Annotated in this window: 18 protein-coding genes; 10 read left to right on the top strand and 8 right to left on the bottom strand. The window is 69.7% G+C overall.

All coding sequences use genetic code 11. From position 1 onward, the window contains the following. From F3J15_RS34275 to cobC, 5 genes are all read left to right on the top strand, one after another. Window positions 1-931 (top strand): iron ABC transporter permease (locus tag F3J15_RS34275; protein WP_166896803.1); only part of this gene is annotated, 931 nt, incomplete at its 5' end. Then, a complete protein-coding gene (locus F3J15_RS34270) occupies window positions 928-1,743 on the top strand; it encodes an ABC transporter ATP-binding protein (RefSeq protein WP_166896801.1) in 816 nt (271 codons plus the stop codon). The genes F3J15_RS34275 and F3J15_RS34270, both read left to right, overlap by 4 nt. A gap of 52 nt (window positions 1,744-1,795) precedes the next feature. Continuing rightward, complete coding sequence (cobT, locus tag F3J15_RS34265) at window positions 1,796-2,851, top strand: nicotinate-nucleotide--dimethylbenzimidazole phosphoribosyltransferase (RefSeq protein ID WP_089446223.1); 1,056 nt, start codon at window positions 1,796-1,798, stop codon at window positions 2,849-2,851. After that, window positions 2,841-3,617: an adenosylcobinamide-GDP ribazoletransferase gene (locus tag F3J15_RS34260; RefSeq protein WP_166896799.1), complete on the top strand. Its 777-nt coding sequence runs from the start codon at window positions 2,841-2,843 to the stop codon at window positions 3,615-3,617. Before cobT ends, F3J15_RS34260 begins: the two co-directional genes overlap by 11 nt. Next, window positions 3,602-4,186 (top strand): alpha-ribazole phosphatase, encoded by a 585-nt coding sequence (gene cobC, locus F3J15_RS34255; protein ID WP_166896797.1) that lies wholly within the window; start codon window positions 3,602-3,604, stop codon window positions 4,184-4,186. Before F3J15_RS34260 ends, cobC begins: the two co-directional genes overlap by 16 nt. An 89-nt stretch (window positions 4,187-4,275) precedes the next feature. Here cobC and F3J15_RS34250 read toward each other — a convergent pair whose 3' ends face one another. Genes F3J15_RS34250 through cobU form a run of 4 tightly spaced genes read right to left on the bottom strand, consistent with a single transcriptional unit; the run spans window position 4,276 to window position 7,691 of the window. Continuing rightward, on the bottom strand, window positions 4,276-5,190 hold the full coding sequence (locus F3J15_RS34250; protein ID WP_166896795.1) for a cobalamin-binding protein: 915 nt from the start codon (window positions 5,188-5,190) through the stop codon (window positions 4,276-4,278). Next, window positions 5,187-6,206, bottom strand: a complete 1,020-nt coding sequence (cobD, locus tag F3J15_RS34245) for a threonine-phosphate decarboxylase CobD (protein WP_166896793.1) — start codon at window positions 6,204-6,206, stop codon at window positions 5,187-5,189. Before cobD ends, F3J15_RS34250 begins: the two co-directional genes overlap by 4 nt. Next, complete coding sequence (cbiB, locus tag F3J15_RS34240; protein ID WP_166896791.1) at window positions 6,199-7,143, bottom strand: adenosylcobinamide-phosphate synthase CbiB; 945 nt, start codon at window positions 7,141-7,143, stop codon at window positions 6,199-6,201. The genes cobD and cbiB overlap by 8 nt, the downstream gene beginning before the upstream one ends. Beyond that, the gene (gene cobU / locus F3J15_RS34235) at window positions 7,137-7,691 is read right to left on the bottom strand and encodes a bifunctional adenosylcobinamide kinase/adenosylcobinamide-phosphate guanylyltransferase (protein WP_166896789.1); all 555 of its coding nucleotides are present in this window, start codon (window positions 7,689-7,691) and stop codon (window positions 7,137-7,139) included. The genes cbiB and cobU overlap by 7 nt, the downstream gene beginning before the upstream one ends. Before the next feature lie 74 nt (window positions 7,692-7,765). Here cobU and F3J15_RS34230 point away from each other — a divergent pair, with 74 nt between their 5' ends. The 4 genes from F3J15_RS34230 to F3J15_RS34215 all read left to right on the top strand — a co-directional run bounded on the left by F3J15_RS34230 (window position 7,766) and on the right by F3J15_RS34215 (window position 10,859). Next, window positions 7,766-9,268 carry a cobyric acid synthase gene (locus F3J15_RS34230; protein WP_166896787.1) on the top strand — a complete coding sequence of 501 codons (1,503 nt, stop codon included), beginning with the start codon at window positions 7,766-7,768 and terminating at the stop codon, window positions 9,266-9,268. Window positions 9,269-9,349: 81 nt separating this feature from the next. Next, window positions 9,350-9,490, top strand: a complete 141-nt coding sequence (locus F3J15_RS34225) for a hypothetical protein (protein ID WP_166896785.1) — start codon at window positions 9,350-9,352, stop codon at window positions 9,488-9,490. Window positions 9,491-9,640: 150 nt separating this feature from the next. Continuing rightward, window positions 9,641-10,054 carry a DoxX family protein gene (locus F3J15_RS34220; protein WP_089484453.1) on the top strand — a complete coding sequence of 138 codons (414 nt, stop codon included), beginning with the start codon at window positions 9,641-9,643 and terminating at the stop codon, window positions 10,052-10,054. 136 nt (window positions 10,055-10,190) lie between these two features. Further along, on the top strand, window positions 10,191-10,859 hold the full coding sequence (locus tag F3J15_RS34215) for a ParA family protein (RefSeq protein WP_166896783.1): 669 nt from the start codon (window positions 10,191-10,193) through the stop codon (window positions 10,857-10,859). Window positions 10,860-10,985: 126 nt separating this feature from the next. Here F3J15_RS34215 and panD read toward each other — a convergent pair whose 3' ends face one another. From panD to F3J15_RS34195, 4 genes are all read right to left on the bottom strand, one after another. Further along, complete coding sequence (panD, locus tag F3J15_RS34210; protein ID WP_069248606.1) at window positions 10,986-11,372, bottom strand: aspartate 1-decarboxylase; 387 nt, start codon at window positions 11,370-11,372, stop codon at window positions 10,986-10,988. A gap of 42 nt (window positions 11,373-11,414) precedes the next feature. After that, complete coding sequence (panC, locus tag F3J15_RS34205) at window positions 11,415-12,254, bottom strand: pantoate--beta-alanine ligase (RefSeq protein WP_069248605.1); 840 nt, start codon at window positions 12,252-12,254, stop codon at window positions 11,415-11,417. 265 nt (window positions 12,255-12,519) lie between these two features. Beyond that, window positions 12,520-13,392, bottom strand: a complete 873-nt coding sequence (locus F3J15_RS34200) for a ScpA family protein (RefSeq protein WP_021164248.1) — start codon at window positions 13,390-13,392, stop codon at window positions 12,520-12,522. 4 nt (window positions 13,393-13,396) lie between these two features. Further along, complete coding sequence (locus F3J15_RS34195) at window positions 13,397-13,585, bottom strand: DUF3460 family protein (RefSeq protein WP_006478107.1); 189 nt, start codon at window positions 13,583-13,585, stop codon at window positions 13,397-13,399. Window positions 13,586-13,834: 249 nt separating this feature from the next. On the opposite strand from F3J15_RS34195, the gene F3J15_RS34190 reads away from it, so the two are divergent. Then, on the top strand, window positions 13,835-15,649 hold the full coding sequence (locus F3J15_RS34190; protein ID WP_166896781.1) for an autotransporter assembly complex family protein: 1,815 nt from the start codon (window positions 13,835-13,837) through the stop codon (window positions 15,647-15,649). Window positions 15,650-15,769: the final 120 nt, after the last annotated feature.

Raw genomic sequence — 15,769 nt, 5'->3', positions numbered from 1 at the left:
GTCGCTGTCGATCGGCAGCGTGCCGATGTCGCCATGGCAGGCGCTCGCGTCGCTCGTGCCGCATGGCGGCGACGCGCTGTTCGCCGATATCGTCCGCACGCTGCGCCTGCCGCGCGCGCTCGCGGGCTTCGCGTGCGGCGCGTTGCTCGCGCTGGCCGGTGCACTGCTGCAGGTACTGTTGCGCAATCCGCTCGCGGAGCCGTACGTGCTCGGCGTGTCGGGTGGCGCGGCCGGCTTCGCGCTCGTCGCGATGATCGCGGGTGGCGCGTGGTGGCTCGTCGATGCGTCGGCTTTCGCCGGCTCGCTCGTGTCGGTCGCGCTCGTGCTCGGTCTCGCGCGCCGCGAGCTGTGGCGCGGAGAGTCGCGCGATGCGTCGCCGCGGTTGCTGCTCACGGGCGTCGTGATCGCGGCAGGGTGGGGCGCACTCGTCACGCTGCTGCTGTCGCTCGCGCCCGATGCACGGCTGCGCGGGATCATCTTCTGGCTGACCGGCGACCTGAACGGCGTGAGCGCGCCGTGGTTCGCGTGGGGGGCGCTGTTGGTGGCCGCCTGCGTCGCGCTGCCGGCCGCGCCGCAACTGAACGTGCTGCTGCGCGGCGACGCGACCGCGCTCGCGCTCGGCGTGCCCGTTGCGCGCCTGCGCGTGCGGATCTATCTCGTCGCGTCGCTGGCCGCCGCGGCCGCGGTGACGACGGCCGGCACGATCGGTTTCGTCGGCCTCGTCGTGCCGCACGCGCTGCGGCTCGCCTTCGGCAACGACCAGCGCATGCTGCTGCCGGCCGCGATGCTCGCGGGCGGCGGCGGCGTGATGGCGGCCGACCTGCTCGCACGCACCGTGATCTCGCCCGCGCAACTGCCGGTCGGCGTGATGACCGCGCTGATCGGCGTGCCGGTGTTCCTGTGGATGTTGTTGAGGAGGCCGATGCGATGACGGGGACCGCACTGCACGCCACGGCCGGCGACATGAACTACGCGGCCGTCGGCCTGACGCTGAAGGCCGGCGCGCGTACGCTGCTCGACGGCTTCACCCAGGTGTTTCGTCCCGGCGAGATCTGGTGTGTCGCCGGGCCGAACGGCGCGGGCAAGACGACGCTGCTCGCGACGCTCGCGGGGCTGCAGCCGCCGGCCGGCGGACACGTCGAGATCGACGGCCGGCCGCTTGCCGCATGGCCACCCGAGCAGCTCGCGCAGCGTCGCGCGCTGATGCCGCAGCAATTGCACGACGCATTCAGCGCGACCGTCTTCGACACGGTGCTGCTCAACCGCTTTCCGTATCTCGGCGGCTGGGGCTGGGAGCGCGACGGCGACCGCGCGGCCGCGCGTGATGCGCTGGCGACATTCGACCTGACCGCGCTCGCGTCGCGTGACGTGCTGTCGCTGTCGGGCGGCGAGCGGCAGCGCGTCGCGCTGGCCGCGACGCTGTGCCAGGACGCGCCGTCGATGCTGCTCGACGAGCCGCTCGCGCATCTCGACCTGCATCACCAGATCGATTGCCTGACCGCGCTGGCCGCATGGCTCGACGCGGGCCCGCGCACGGTGCTGTTCTCGTGCCATGATCTGAATCTCGCGCGGCGTTTCGCGACGCATGCGCTGTTGCTCGACAGCCGCGGCCACGCGTGGGCCGGCCCCGTGCACGACGTGCTGACGCCCGAGCGCGCGAGCGATGCGTTCGGTTATCCGCTCGTGCTGATCCGCGAGAATGGCCGCGATGCGCTGCTGCCGGCGTGGCCCGAGCGACAATGATCTTTCCTTTTCCGATGCGCGGCGCATACCGCGCCAACGATACGGCTTTTCGATGACGACCCCGACCCCCTTCCCGCCCGCGATCGCGCCGCTCGACGATGTGCTGCGCAAGCGCCTGCAGCACGTGATCGACCACAAGACCAAGCCGCCCGGCAGCCTCGGCCAGCTCGAGGCGATCGCGTTGCAGGTCGGCCTGATCCAGCACACCGAGCGGCCGGTCGTGCAGCGTCCCGTGATGATCGTATTTGCCGGCGATCACGGGATCGCCGCCGAGGGCGTGAGTCCTTATCCGCAAGCGGTGACCGCGCAGATGGTCGCGAACTTCCTCGCCGGCGGCGCGGCGATCAACGCGTTCTCCGGCGTCGCGCAGAGCACGCTCGAGATCGTCGATGCGGGTGTTGCGTCGCCGCTGCCGCTGTCCGACCGGCTGGTGTCGCTGCCGGTCGCGCGCGGGACGCGCAACTTCGCGGCGGAGCCGGCGATGACGCGCGACGAGGCGATGACGGCGCTCGCGGCCGGCGCGGCGCGCGTGCGCCTGCATGCGTCGCTCGGCACGAACGTGATCGGCTTCGGCGAGATGGGGATCGCGAACACGTCGTCGGCCGCGTGCCTGATGAGCCGCCTGCTCGGCGTGCCGATCGACGCGTGCGTCGGGCGTGGCACGGGCCTCGACGACCAGGGCCTCGCGCACAAGCGCGCGGTGCTCGGCCGTGCGCTCGTCAAGCACTCGCACGCGATTGCGCCGCTCGATGTGCTCGCAACGTTCGGCGGCTTCGAGATCGCGATGATGACGGGCGCATATCTCGCGGCCGCGAGCGAACGGATGACGATCCTCGTCGACGGCTTCATCGCGACGGCCGCGCTGCTGGTTGCCGAGCGCATCGCACCGGGCGTGCGCGACTACTGCGTGTTCTCGCATACCTCGCACGAGGCCGGGCACCGGCGCATGCTCGAGCATTTCGGCGCGAAGCCGCTGCTTGCGCTGGACCTGCGGCTCGGCGAAGGCACGGGCGCCGCGCTCGCGCTGCCGCTCGTGCGGGCGGCAGCCGCATTCCTCACGGAGATGGCGAGCTTCGAATCCGCCGGCGTCGACAATCGTGACGCCTGATCGCGCGCGCGGCGTGCAGGCCGAACTGCGTTACTTCTTCGTCGCGCTCGGCTATTTCACGCGCGTGCCCGTGCCGCGCTGGATCGGCTACGCGGCCGGCGATCTCGACCAGGCCGCGCGCTATTTCCCGCTCGTCGGCGCATGTGTCGGCGCGTGGGGGGCGCTCGTCTATCTCGCCGCGCTGCGCGCGCTGCCGCCGTCGATCGCGGTCGGGTTGTCGATGGCCGCGACGCTGCTCGCAACGGGCGCCTTCCACGAGGACGGCCTGGCCGACAGCTGCGATGCATTCGGCGGCGGCTACACGCGCGACGACGTGCTGCGCATCATGCACGACTCGCGGATCGGCACGTTCGGTGCGGTCGCGCTCGTGATCTCGCTCGGCGTGAAATGGCAGGCGCTTGCGTCCATGCTGCCGTTGCGTGCCGCGTGGACGATGATCGCCGCGCACGCGGCGAGCCGAGCGGCAGCGGTGAGCTTGCTGATGACGCTCGACTACGTGCGGCCCGAAGGCAAGGCGAAGCCGGTCGCGCAACGAATGGGTGCACGCGCGGCGTGCGTCGCGGCGCTGTTCGGATTGCCCTGGCTGTTCTGGCCCGACTGGCGCATGGGCGTCGCCGCATGCGTGGCGCTCGTGCTCGTGCGCGCGTGGGCCGCCCGCTATTTCGTGAAGCGGATCGGCGGCTATACGGGCGACTGTCTCGGCTTCACACAGCAACTGTGCGAACTGGCGATCTATCTCGTGGTGCTCGGATGGACGTCGTCCTGATCCGTCATCCGGCCGTCGGCGTCGAGTCGGGCATCTGCTACGGACGCACCGACGTGCCGCTCGCTGCATCTGCCGACGCCGGCGCGCAGGCCGTACGCGCGCATCTGTCGGCACTCCGCGCGCCGCTTCCCGAACAGGTCTGGACGAGCCCGCTAACGCGCTGCGCGTCGGTTGCCGAACGGCTCGCGCAGGCATGCGACGTGCCGCTGCGGCGAGATGCCGGCTGGCAGGAAATGGATTTTGGCGCGTGGGAAATGCGACGCTGGGACGATATCGATCGCGCGGCGCTCGATGCGTGGGCGGCGGATCTGATGCATGCGTGTGCACATGGCGGCGAAAGCGTTGCGCGGTTTGCCGCGCGGGTCGCGGGGCGGGTCGACGCAGTGGCGCAGTTCGATAGGCCGCAGTGGGTCGTCACGCATGCGGGCGTGATCCGTGCGTTTGCATCGCATGTATTGCGCGTGCCGCTCGATACATTGCTGACGCGACCCGTACCGACTGGGGGTGTCGTCTGGCTGCGCGCGGATGCTGCCACGCGAACGTGGGACGTGATGCACTGGGACGAATAGTCGCGCTGGCCACTGCGTGTGAACGATGCAGCGCGCGGTCAACTCGGCTCAGGCATCTGGCACGCGATGAACGCGCAAGTCGCCGGAAATCAGCGCGGCCGCCGCGCACGCGCGGCATCGAGATCCTTGCACAGCGCGGCCGCGCCTTGCGCGATCCGCGGCGACGGCCGTGTCAGCAGATCGCCGTCGATCGCGAACAGGTTGTTGCGTGCCACGGCCGTCAGTGCGGGCCACGTGCGCCAGCGCGCCAGGCTCGGCAGCGGTTCGTCGGAGCGCGTCGTACCCGCACTCGTCGTCACGATCGCCTCCGGATTCGCCGCGAGCACGGCCTCGTCGGTGACGGTCGGCACGAGCGGCTTGAGCGATGCGAACACGTTGCGGCCGCCGCACAGCTCGATCACGTCGTTGATCAGGTGCGCACCATTGAGCGTCATCAACGGCCGATCCCACACCTGGAAGAACATCGTGACAGGCGCTTGCGCCGAGTAACGCGCGCGCAGCGCCGCGATGTCGCGCGTATAGGCGGCCGCGGCCGCATCGGCAGCCGGTTGCGTGCCGAGCAGCGTGCCGAGCCGGCGCAGCGACGACGAGACGTCGTCGAGATGCTTCGGTTCGCTGAAGAACAGCGGGATGTGCAGCGCGCGCAGCGCATCGGTCTGCCGCTCGGCGTTGCCGTGCCGCCAGACGACGATCAGGTCGGGCTTCAGCGCGGCGATTCGCTCGAGATCGAGCGCCTTGTTGTCGCCGACGCGCGGTATCGCTTGCGCGGCGGGGGGGTAGTCGCTGTACGTAACGGTGCCGACGAGCTTCGCTCCGCCGCCGGCTGCGTACACGAGTTCGGTTGCGTGCGGCGCGAGACTGATCACGCGCTGAGCGGGCGCCGGCAGCGTGACGGTATTGCCGGCGTCGTCGCGTGTCGTGACATCGGCGTGGACGAGTGGCGCGTAAGCGAGCGCGACCAGTAGCGCGACGGGCGCGCGCCGGCGAAACATGGACGGATTCATGCGGATTCCCGTTGCAGCGTCGGTACGCAGTGAGCGAGCGCGTCGCCGAGGCGCTGCCATTCCGCTTCACTCCCCGGCAGACCGATGCGTACGCTCGACGGTATCGGGAAGTGCCGTGTCCAGACCCCGCGTGCCGCGAGTGCCGCATGCAGTGCCGCGGCGCGCGGATCGTCGGTCCAGCTGAAGAGCGGCGTCGCGCGAACCGCGAAGCCATGCGCGCGCAGCAAGGCGGCCAGCCGCTCGCCGTCGGCCGCGAGCCGTTCGCGGGCGGCGGCCTGCCATGCGCGGTCGGCGAACGCCGCGGCGACCGCGTGGCGGGCGGGGCCGCTAACCGTCCATGCGCCGAGCAGGTCGCGCAGCGCGACGATCCGGTCAGGACATGCGAGCACGAAGCCTGCGCGGATGCCGGCGAGCCCGAAGAACTTGCCGACCGAACGCAGCACGATGAGCCCGGGACGATCGACGTGCGGCGCGAGCGACCGCGTCGCGCCCGTATCGGCGAATGCCTCGTCGACGATCAGCGTGCCGCCGCGCGCGGCCAGTTGCGCGTGCCAATCGAGCAGGCGCTCGGCCGGCACGAACTCGGCGGTCGGATTGTTCGGATTCCCGATGATGACGTGACGCAGCGTCGCAGGCAGCGTATCCGCGTCGATGTCGAGCGCGACGACGCGATGGCCGTGGCGCGCGAAGGCGGGCGCGTATTCGCCGTACGCGAGCGCCGCGACGCCGGCGTCGCCGGTCGGCAGCAACGCGGGCAATGCGCGGATGGCCGCCTGGCTGCCGGCAACCGGCAGCACGTGTGCGGAATCGGGCGCGTGGTAGTACTGCGCGGCGCAGGCCGCGAGGCCGTCGCCGTCGTCGGGCAGCCGGCGCCATGCATCGGCCGGGACGGGCGGGACCGGATAGCCGACCGGGTTGATGCCGGTCGACAGGTCGAGCCACGTGTCGTACGGAATGCCGTGGCGGCGCGCGGCTTCATGCAGGTTGCCGCCGTGAGCGATGCGGGTGTCAGACATGATGGGTGGCCATGGCGAGTGCGCCGCTCGCGACCAGCAGCGCGAGCCACAGGGCAAGCGTGCGCGTGACGAGCGACAGCGCGGCGACGATGTGGACGGCGGTCGCCGTGGCGCCGGTGCCGAGCGCGGGACGGTCCTCGATCTCGCCGTGATAGACGGCGGGGCCGCCGAGCTGCACGTTCAGGCTGCCGGCGCCGGCCGCCATCACCGGGCCCGCGTTCGGGCTGTCCCAGTGGCGCGCCTGCGTGCGCCAGCAGCGCCATGCGGCGGCCGTGTCGCCCAGTAGTGCGTAGCTCGCGGCCGTGAGGCGCGCGGGAATCCAGTTCAGCGCGTCGTCGAGGCGCGCGGCGGCCCAGCCGAAGGTCAGGAAGCGCGGCGTGCGGTAGCCCCACATCGCGTCGAGCGTGTTCGCGAGCCGGAACAGCAGCGCGCCGGGGCCGCCTGCGACGACGAACCAGAACAGCGCGCCGAAGATCGCGTCGTTGCCGTTCTCGAGCGCGGATTCGACGGCCGCGCGCGACAGCGCGCCTTCGTCCGCGTCGCTCGTGTCGCGCGACACGATGCGCGCGGTCAGCGTGCGGGCGGCGCCGAGGTCATGCCGCAGCAAGGCGGCAGCGATCGGTGCGACGTGGTCGGCGAGGCTTTTCGCGCCGAGCGCGAACCACAGCAGCGCGATATGCAGTGCGGCCGCGAGCGGCCACGGCAGCACGGTCGTGAGCCACGCGGCGATGGCGACCGGCGGCACGACCGCCGCGACCCACGCGGCGACGCCGACCACGCGGCCGCGCCGGCCCGTGTTCAGCGCGCCTTCGATGCGCGCGGCGAGGCGGCCGAACGCGACGAGCGGGTGCCAGCCGGCCGGTTCGCCGATCGCGCGGTCGATGATCGCGGCCGCGACCGCGAACATCGCGACGACGGGCAGCGACAGCATCAGCATGACGGCGCTCCCGTCTTGAGGTCGAGCGGCAGCCCGGCGACGAGCAGCGTGACTCGCGTCGCGAGCGCGGCGACGCGCTGGTTCAGGCGCCCGAGTTCGTCGACGTAGCGGCGCGTGACCGACCCGAGCGGCACGACGCCGAGCCCGATTTCGTTGCTGACGACGATCACTTTCGCGCGTGCGCCGCGCAACGCGTGCTCGAGCCGGTCGACCTGCGCCGCGTACTGCGCGTCGTCGAGCGGTTCACCTTCGGCGGGACACAGCAGGTTCGTGAGCCACAGCGTCAGGCAGTCGACGAGCAGGCACGCGTGCGGATCGTCGAGCCGCGCGAGCGTGCCGGCGAGATCGACGGGCGCGTCGGCGAAACCCCAGTCGGCCGGCCGGCGCGCGCGATGGTGCGCGATGCGCTGCGCGAATTCGGCATCGGCGGCGGTCGCGGTCGCGATGTAGGTGACGGGGAGGCCGCTGTCGGCGGCGAGCCGCTCGGCATGCGCGCTCTTGCCCGAGCGCGCGCCGCCGAGGACGAAGGTGAGGTCGTGCGGAATCATCGCGTGATTGTAACGGCGCGGGCAGGGCGGCGCGGGGGATAATGCGGCCTTTGCTTCGCGACGACCTTTACACGATGAATGCACCCGAGCCGCGGCCGCGCGGCACGCTGATGATCCAGGGCACGACGTCCGACGCGGGCAAGAGCACGCTGGTTGCCGGCCTGTGCCGGCTGGCGCGCCGCGCCGGCGCGCGCGTTGCGCCGTTCAAGCCGCAGAACATGGCACTCAACAGCGCGGTGACGGCCGACGGCGGCGAGATCGGCCGCGCGCAGGCGCTGCAGGCCTTGGCCGCGGGCGTCGCGCCGCATACGGATTTCAACCCCGTGCTGCTGAAGCCGACGAGCGATCGCGGCGCGCAAGTGATCATCCACGGCAAGGCACGCATGAACCTCAATGCGCGTGCGTATCACGACTACAAGCCGGTCGCGTTCGATGCCGTGCTCGAGTCGTACGCGCGCCTGCGTGCCGGCTACGACACGGTGATCGTCGAGGGGGCAGGCAGCCCGGCCGAGATCAACCTGCGCGACGGCGACATCGCGAACATGGGATTTGCCGAACGCGTCGACTGCCCGGTCGTGCTCGTCGCCGATATCGACCGCGGCGGCGTGTTCGCGCATCTGGTCGGCACGCTCGCGTGCCTGTCGGACAGCGAGCGCGCGCGCGTGCGCGGCTTCGTGATCAACCGCTTCCGCGGCGATTTCAAGCTGCTCGAACCGGGGCTCGACTGGCTGCGCGCGCAGACGGGCAAGCCCGTGTTCGGCGTGCTGCCGTACCTGCACGGGCTGCTGCTCGACGCCGAGGACATGCTGCCCGCACAGGCGCGCAGCGCCGCCGCACGGGGCGACGCCGGCGTGCTGCGCGTGGTCGTGCCGGCGTTGCCGCGCATCAGCAACCACACCGATTTCGATCCGCTGCGTGCACATCCGCAGGTCGAATTCACGTACTGGAAGAGCGGCCCTGTGCCGGACGCCGACCTGTTGATCCTGCCCGGTTCGAAGAGCGTGCAGCGCGATCTCGCGTGGCTGCGCGACGCGGGCTGGGACACGCTGATCCGTCGCCACCTGCGCTACGGCGGCAAGGTGATCGGCATCTGCGGCGGGATGCAGATGCTCGGCCGCACGCTCGACGATCCGCTCGGCCTCGAAGGCGCGCCCGGCAGCGTGCCGGGGCTCGGGCTGCTTGATTTCGCCACGACGCTGCAGCCCGACAAGACGCTGACGAACGTGACAGGGCATCTCGCGCTGCCGGGCGGGGCCGCGGTGCACGGCTACGAGATCCATATGGGCGACACGCACGGGCCCGCGCTCGCGTCGCCCGCGCTGGCGCTGGCAGCCGACGCCGCGCAGGACGGCACACGCCTCGACGGCGCAGTGTCCGACGACGGCCAGATCCTCGCGACCTACGTGCACGGGCTGTTCGACTCGCCCGACGCCTGCACGGCGCTGCTCGCGTGGGCCGGGCTCGACGGCGCGGAGCGCATCGACTATCCGGCGCTACGCGAGGCATCGCTCGAACGGCTGGCCGACACGTTCGCCAACCATCTCGACCTCGACGCGCTGTACGCCGAATTTCGTTGACGCGGGTTGGGCCGTGCTCGCTTTTTCCGCCGGATCGCGTACAACACAGAAGGGCGGAGGTCCGCCTGGAGGAGTGCGACGATGAAGGCTCGATGGTGGTGGAGCGTGCTGCTCGCGGCGCTGCTTGGCGCGTCGGCGGTTGCGCACGCGTGCGATTCGTACACACCGGGCGGCAGCCAGTCCGGTTCCGGCGACGCCACACAAGGCAAGAGCGGTTACTGAAGCAGGTTGCGGGGGCATGATCGGTCATGCCCCTTTTTACGTCCCGATTAACTCCATATGGGAATTAGTTAAAGCGAATTGGCGCGTTTATCGGCCGAATTGATTCGAATAGAGTGCAATCCATTCACCCCACTCACGAAGGAATTCGCCATGAACCCCAATCGCCTCAACGATTTCGCCGCGACCCTGCTGCGCGTCGCGCTCGGCGTGCTGTACCTCGCGCACGTCGCGCAGAAAGTGTTCATCTTCACGCTGCCCGGCACCGCGCAGTTCTTTGTGTCGATCGGCCTGCCGGGCTGGCTCGCGTACCTGACGACGTTCGTCGAACTGGCCGGCGGCCTGGCGCTGCTCGCGGGCTTCCGTGTGCGCGTCGCCGCGCTCGTGCTGCTGCCGTTCATGCTCGGCGCGACCGCCGCGCATCTGCCGAACGGCTGGGGTTTCGCGTCGCCGCACGGCGGCTGGGAATATCCGGCGTTCTGGGCCGTCACGCTCGCCGTGCAGGCGCTGCTGGGCGGCGGCGCGTTCGCGCTCGGCGCACGGGAAGCCGCGGTTCAGCGTGTGTAAGGGGTAAGTAAGCGTACCCGGGGCGGCGCAACCCGTTCCGGTGACACCCCGTTTGCCGATATCATCGCTCCCTGTATCCGCAATCGAGCGGCGCCTGCCATGCGGCGGGCGCCGCGCGGCTTTTTCGGGGGAATTCATGACGGTGATCGTGGTGGCGAATCCGAAGGGCGGCGTGGGGAAGAGCACGCTGTCCACCAATCTTGCCGGCTTTTTCGCGGCGCAGGGCGCGTGGGTCGCGCTCGCCGACCTGGACCGGCAGCAGTCCGCGCATGCGTGGCTCGACCTGCGGCCGGCCGGATTGCCGCCGATCGAGGCATGGGAACTCGACCCGGATGCGCCGACGAAGCCGCCGCGCGGCCTCGAATATGCGGTGATCGATACGCCGGCCGGCCTGCATGGCAACCGGCTCAACGTCGCGCTGCAACTGGCCGACAAGGTGATCGTGCCGCTGCAGCCATCGATGTTCGATATCCTGGCCACGCAGCAGTTTCTGGAGCGCCTCGCCGGCGAGAAGGCCGTGCGCAAGGGCAGCGTCGAGGTCGGGATCGTCGGGATGCGGGTCGATGTGCGCACGCGCTCGTCCGACCAGCTTCACAGGTTCGTCGAAGGGCTCGGCCTGCCGGTGCTCGGCTACGTGCGCGACACACAGAACTACGTGCAGATCGCCGCGCACGGCCTGACGCTGTGGGACGTCGCGAAGAGCCGCGTCGAGAAGGATCTCGAACAGTGGCGGCCGATCGTCGAATGGGCCGAACGCCGGGCGCCGAAGGCAGCGAAGACGGAGAAGGCCGCCAAGGCGTCCTGATCGCGCGGCCGCCGGGCCGGTGCGCGATGAAATGAGAAAGGGCCGGATGCCGTCGAGTACGGCATCCGGCCCTTCGACCACCAGCGGCACCGCCGCTCCCGCGCGCCACGGCACGCGGGCAGATGGTCAGGTCCAGTTCTGCGTCGGCACGTGATCGCGGTGGCCCTTGATCTTGTTGCCGTCGTCGATGAACACGAGCTTCGGCTTCCAGCCGGCCTGCAGCTCGGCTTCGTCGACCATCGCGAAAGCCGCGATGATCACGAGGTCGCCGAGTTGCGCGCGACGCGCGGCCGAGCCGTTCAGCGAGATCATCCCGCTGCCGCGCTCACCCTTGATCGCGTAAGTCGAGAAGCGCTCGCCGTTGTTGATGTTCCAGATGTCGATCCGTTCGTTCTCGATGATGCCCGAGGCGTCGAGCAGGTCTTCGTCGATCGCGCACGAGCCTTCGTAGTGCAGCTCGCAGTGCGTGACGGCCGCACGGTGGATCTTCGATTTGAGCATGTGGCGCTGCATGGTGTCTCCGTGATGCGTGAGAGGCGCGGGCGGGGCGGCCCGTCAGATTTCCAGGTTGTCGATGAGGCGCGTCGCGCCGAGCTTCGCGGCGGCGACGACGACGAGCGGTTCGCCGGCTTCGAGCTGGGCCGCGTCCGGCGCGATCAGGTTCGCGCGGCGGCGGATCGAGATGTAGTCGGGCGCCCAGCCGCGGCCGGCCAGATGCGTGCGGGCCAGTTCCTCGAGCTTGCCGAGGTCGCGCTCGCCGCCGAGCACGCTTTCGCGGATGCGCTGCAGCGTCTTCGCGAGTTCCGGCGCTTCGCTGCGCTCGTCGGCCGATAGGTAGCGATTGCGCGACGACAGTGCGAGGCCGTCCTCGTCGCGCACGGTTTCGGCGGCGATGATGTCGACCGGCAGCGCGAGCTGCTGGCACATGCGGCGCACGATCATCAGCTGCTGGTAGTCCTTCTTGCCGAACACCGCGACGCGCGGCTGCACGCAGGCCATCAGCTTCGCCACGACCGTGCACACGCCGGTGAAGAAGCCGGGCCGGAATTCCCCTTCGAGGATCCCGCCGAGATCGTCCGGCGGCAGCACGCGGTATTCCTGCGGTTCCGGGTACATGTCGCGCTCGGTCGGCGCGAACAGCACGTACACGTTTTCCTTCTGCAGCTTCTCGATATCGTCCTGGAGCGTGCGCGGATACTTGTCGAAATCCTCGTTCGGGCCGAACTGCAGCCGGTTGACGAAGATGCTCGCCACGACCGGGTCGCCGTGCTGGCGCGCGAGGCGCATCAGCGACAGGTGCCCTTCGTGCAGGTTGCCCATCGTCGGCACGAACGCCGTGCGGTTCTGTCCGCGCAGCTGGTCGCGCAGTTCATGGATCGAGCTGATGACTTTCATGATCGGGTAGCGGGTTCCTCGCGCTGGCGCGCGTTGGCGCCGCAGCAGCGGCGTCGGGGTCGAAGCGGAGAACGCCGGCGCGCGGGCGGCGCATCGGGCGTCGGCGGATTGTAGAGGATTTGGCCGCCAAACGCATCGAAAAGAGAACGATCGTTCACTTTTTAATCGGGCGTGCCGGCAACCGCTCGCGCGGCCGCGCCGGGCTGCGGCGTAGCGGCGAGCGTGCCGAGAGGAATCGGGAGAACGGGAAGGGCGGGCGCGGGTGTTACGCCGGCAGGTACGCGAGACGCACGTAGATCGGCGCGAACGGCTCGGCCTGCGTGATTTCGAGGAGCGACTCGCGCGCGAGTTCGAGCATCGCGATGAAATTCACGACGACCACCGGCACGCCGCGCGACGTGTCGAACAGCTCGGCGAACTCCATGAAGCGCGCGTTCTGCAGCCGGCGCAGGATCAGGCTCATGTGTTCGCGCACCGACAGCTCCTCGCGCGAGATCTTGTGGTGCTGGACGAGCTTCGCGCGCTTGAGCACGTCGGCCCATGCGGCGCGCAGGTCGTCCGAATTCACGTCGGGGAAGCGCGGCGTGACGCTCTGCTCGATGTAGACCTCGGCGCGCAGGAAGTCGCGGCCGAGCTGCGGCAGCTGGTCGAGCCGCTGCGCGGCGAGCTTCATCTGCTCGTATTCCAGCAGGCGGCGCACGAGTTCGGCGCGCGGATCCTCGGCTTCCTCGCCGGTGTCGGCCTTCTTGACCGGCAGCAGCATCCGCGACTTGATCTCGATCAGCATCGCGGCCATCAGCAGGTACTCGGCCGCCAGCTCGAGGTTCGACGTGCGGATCTGGTCGACGTAGCCCAGGTATTGCGCGGTGACCTGCGCCATCGGGATGTCGAGCACGTTGAAGTTCTGCTTGCGGATCAGGTAGAGCAGCAGGTCGAGCGGGCCTTCGAAGGTCTCGAGGAAGACCTCGAGCGCATCGGGCGGGATGTAGAGATCCTGCGGCAGCTTGAATAGCGGCTCGCCGTACAGGCGAGCGAATGCCGCGACGCCGTCGACCGTGTCGGGCGTCGAATCGGCGCCCGCGGGCGCGGCGATCGCGTCGTCCTGCCGGGCGGCGCTGGCCTCGTCGGCGGCGCTCACGTCGTCAGAAGTTCTGGTAGTAGACGTACGACGTTTGCTTCACGCGCGACTCCTGCTGCTCGGCGCGTTCTTCGAGGTCGATCGGCTGCTTGTCCCACAGCAGGGAGCGGCCCTTGCGCTGCTCTTCCTCGAGCGTCGGCTTCTGCTGCTTGAGCTGGTTCAGGAACTGCGTGACGTCGGACTGGTACGGCATGGCTGGATCTTCCGTTTCGGGCGGCGCACGATGCGCCGGATTCTCGATGGCGGGATTTTACCGCATCGCGGGGAACAGCCGGCGTCAATCGCACGTCGAAACCGCGGGCCGGTACCGGCGGACATCGTGCGGCGGCCCTTCCGGTGCCTTGGCACTCTTTCACAATCGTTTGGCGGTGACGTCGGCGCCCTGTGGTCAAATACAGGGTTTTCCACGAAACCGTAACACTCCGAGACGGCGAGGTCATATTTGGCGGGGCAGTCGAACCAGCAAGCACACACGGCGCATGACGCGAGCCCGCGCGCGGCGCGCGAGCGCGCCGGCGCCGCGGCCCGCGTCGCGCGGGCGGCCCTCGCGGGTTGCCTGGCCGCGTGCTTCGCGCTGCCGGCCCACGCGAAGTACGACGTCGACATCGACGCGCCGCGTTCGATCCGCAAGCTCCTGAAGACGCATCTCGATATCGCCCGCTTCGCGAAGCGCGACGACATCAGCGACGACCAGTTCGACTTCCTCGTGACCGCCACGCCGCAGCAGGTGCGCGACCTGACCGCGACGGCCGGCTATTTCTCGCCGGTCGTGCGCACCGACGTGCGCACGCGCGACGGCAAGCGCGACGTGCGCATCGCGGTCGATCCGGGGAAGCAGACGATCGTGTCGAGCGTCGACCTGACCTTCAAGGGGCCCATCGACACCGAGGATCCGAAGCAGGAAGCCGCGACCCGTTTCGCGTTCTCGCTGAAGCCGGGCGATCCGTTCACACAGTCCGACTGGGACGGCGCGAAGGGCGCGGCGCTCAGGCAGCTGCAGTCGCACCGCTATCTCGGCGGGAAGATCGCGTCGTCCGAAGCGCGCATCGACCCGCGCACGCAGCGCGCGATGCTCGCGGTCACGTTCGAAAGCGGCCCGACGTTCACGATCGGCAAGGTCGACGTCGACGGCGTGCGGCGCTATCCGGAAAAGATCGTCACGAACGTCAATCCGCTGTCGGAAGGCGAGATCTACGACGTGCGGCGGATCACCGAACTGCAGCGGCAGTTGCAGAACACACCGTATTACGCGAGCGTCGCGATCGACGTCGGCGACGATACGGCGAAGCCCGAGCGCACGCCCGTGCACGTGAAGGTCAGCGAGTTCCCGTACAACAACATCCGCGGCGGCGTCGGCTTTGCCACCGATACCGGGCCGCACGTGCAGGGCTCCTATACGTATCTCGACACGTTCGGTGCCGCGTGGCCGCTGACCGTGTCGGGCCGGCTCGACCAGATCCAGCAATACGGGCAGGTCCAGCTGTCGATGCCGCCGGGCGAGAAGGGCTGGACCAACAGCGTGCTCGCGTCGTACACGAACACCAACGTGTCGGACACGCGCATCTATAGCGCGCGGGTCGGCGTGCAGCGCACGCGCACCGGCCAGTTCATCGACTATTCGTATTCGCTGATGTACTACCAGGACCGGCTCGACCAGAACGGCGCGGGTCCGACCACGAGCCGCGCGCTCGTGCCGCAATGGGCGTGGACGCGCCGCAATGTCGACGATCCGCTGTTTCCGCGTTCGGGGAACCTGATCCACGCGGAGGCCGGCTTCGCGGTCAAGGGTGTGCTGACCGACCAGTCCTTCATCCGCGGCTACGCGCGCGGCCAGCAGTACCTGCCGATCGGCAAGCGCGACCTGTTCGTGTTCCGCGCGGAGCTCGGCGGCGTGTTCACGAGCGGCAGCTCGACCGGCGTGCCGGCGTCGCTGCTGTTCCGCGCGGGCGGCTCGAACTCGGTGCGCGGCTACGGCTACCAGAGCATCGGTAACAGCGTCGACGGTTCCGTGCTGCCGACCAAGTACCTGATGACGGGCACCGCCGAATACCAGCACTGGTTCAACCGCGACTGGGGCGCGGCGACGTTCTTCGACATCGGCACCGCCACCGATGCGTGGGGCGAGCGCGTGTTCTACCCGGGTGTCGGCATCGGCGCGCGCTGGCGCAGCCCCGTCGGCCCGATCAACGTCGACGTCGCGTACGGGTTGCGCAACCATAGCGTGCGCCCGTACCTGACGCTCGGCATCGCTTTCTGACCGTACCGCTTCACCGACGACGAACCGCATGACGAAGGACCCGAACGACACGCCGCCGCCTCACGATCCGGACTCGCCCGACGGCGCGCCCGACGCGCCGCCGCGCGCGCCGCGCCGCGG

Source organism: Burkholderia sp. Ap-955 (assembly GCF_011753045.1).
GTDB lineage: Bacteria > Pseudomonadota > Gammaproteobacteria > Burkholderiales > Burkholderiaceae > Burkholderia > Burkholderia lata_D.
This window is presented reverse-complemented; position numbering and strand designations above follow the sequence as displayed.

What these genes read in the sequence shown, in the direction of transcription:
- F3J15_RS34270 (WP_166896801.1), top strand. Translation starts at nt 928, where the DNA reads ATGACGGGGACCGCACTGCACGCCACGGCCGGCGACATGAACTACGCG.
- cobT (WP_089446223.1), top strand. Translation starts at nt 1,796, where the DNA reads ATGACGACCCCGACCCCCTTCCCGCCCGCGATCGCGCCGCTCGACGAT.
- cobC (WP_166896797.1), top strand. Translation starts at nt 3,602, where the DNA reads ATGGACGTCGTCCTGATCCGTCATCCGGCCGTCGGCGTCGAGTCGGGC.
- F3J15_RS34250 (WP_166896795.1), bottom strand. Translation starts at nt 5,190, where the DNA reads ATGAATCCGTCCATGTTTCGCCGGCGCGCGCCCGTCGCGCTACTGGTC.
- cobD (WP_166896793.1), bottom strand. Translation starts at nt 6,206, where the DNA reads ATGTCTGACACCCGCATCGCTCACGGCGGCAACCTGCATGAAGCCGCG.
- cbiB (WP_166896791.1), bottom strand. Translation starts at nt 7,143, where the DNA reads ATGCTGATGCTGTCGCTGCCCGTCGTCGCGATGTTCGCGGTCGCGGCC.
- cobU (WP_166896789.1), bottom strand. Translation starts at nt 7,691, where the DNA reads ATGATTCCGCACGACCTCACCTTCGTCCTCGGCGGCGCGCGCTCGGGC.
- F3J15_RS34230 (WP_166896787.1), top strand. Translation starts at nt 7,766, where the DNA reads ATGAATGCACCCGAGCCGCGGCCGCGCGGCACGCTGATGATCCAGGGC.
- F3J15_RS34225 (WP_166896785.1), top strand. Translation starts at nt 9,350, where the DNA reads ATGAAGGCTCGATGGTGGTGGAGCGTGCTGCTCGCGGCGCTGCTTGGC.
- F3J15_RS34220 (WP_089484453.1), top strand. Translation starts at nt 9,641, where the DNA reads ATGAACCCCAATCGCCTCAACGATTTCGCCGCGACCCTGCTGCGCGTC.
- F3J15_RS34215 (WP_166896783.1), top strand. Translation starts at nt 10,191, where the DNA reads ATGACGGTGATCGTGGTGGCGAATCCGAAGGGCGGCGTGGGGAAGAGC.
- panD (WP_069248606.1), bottom strand. Translation starts at nt 11,372, where the DNA reads ATGCAGCGCCACATGCTCAAATCGAAGATCCACCGTGCGGCCGTCACG.
- panC (WP_069248605.1), bottom strand. Translation starts at nt 12,254, where the DNA reads ATGAAAGTCATCAGCTCGATCCATGAACTGCGCGACCAGCTGCGCGGA.
- F3J15_RS34195 (WP_006478107.1), bottom strand. Translation starts at nt 13,585, where the DNA reads ATGCCGTACCAGTCCGACGTCACGCAGTTCCTGAACCAGCTCAAGCAG.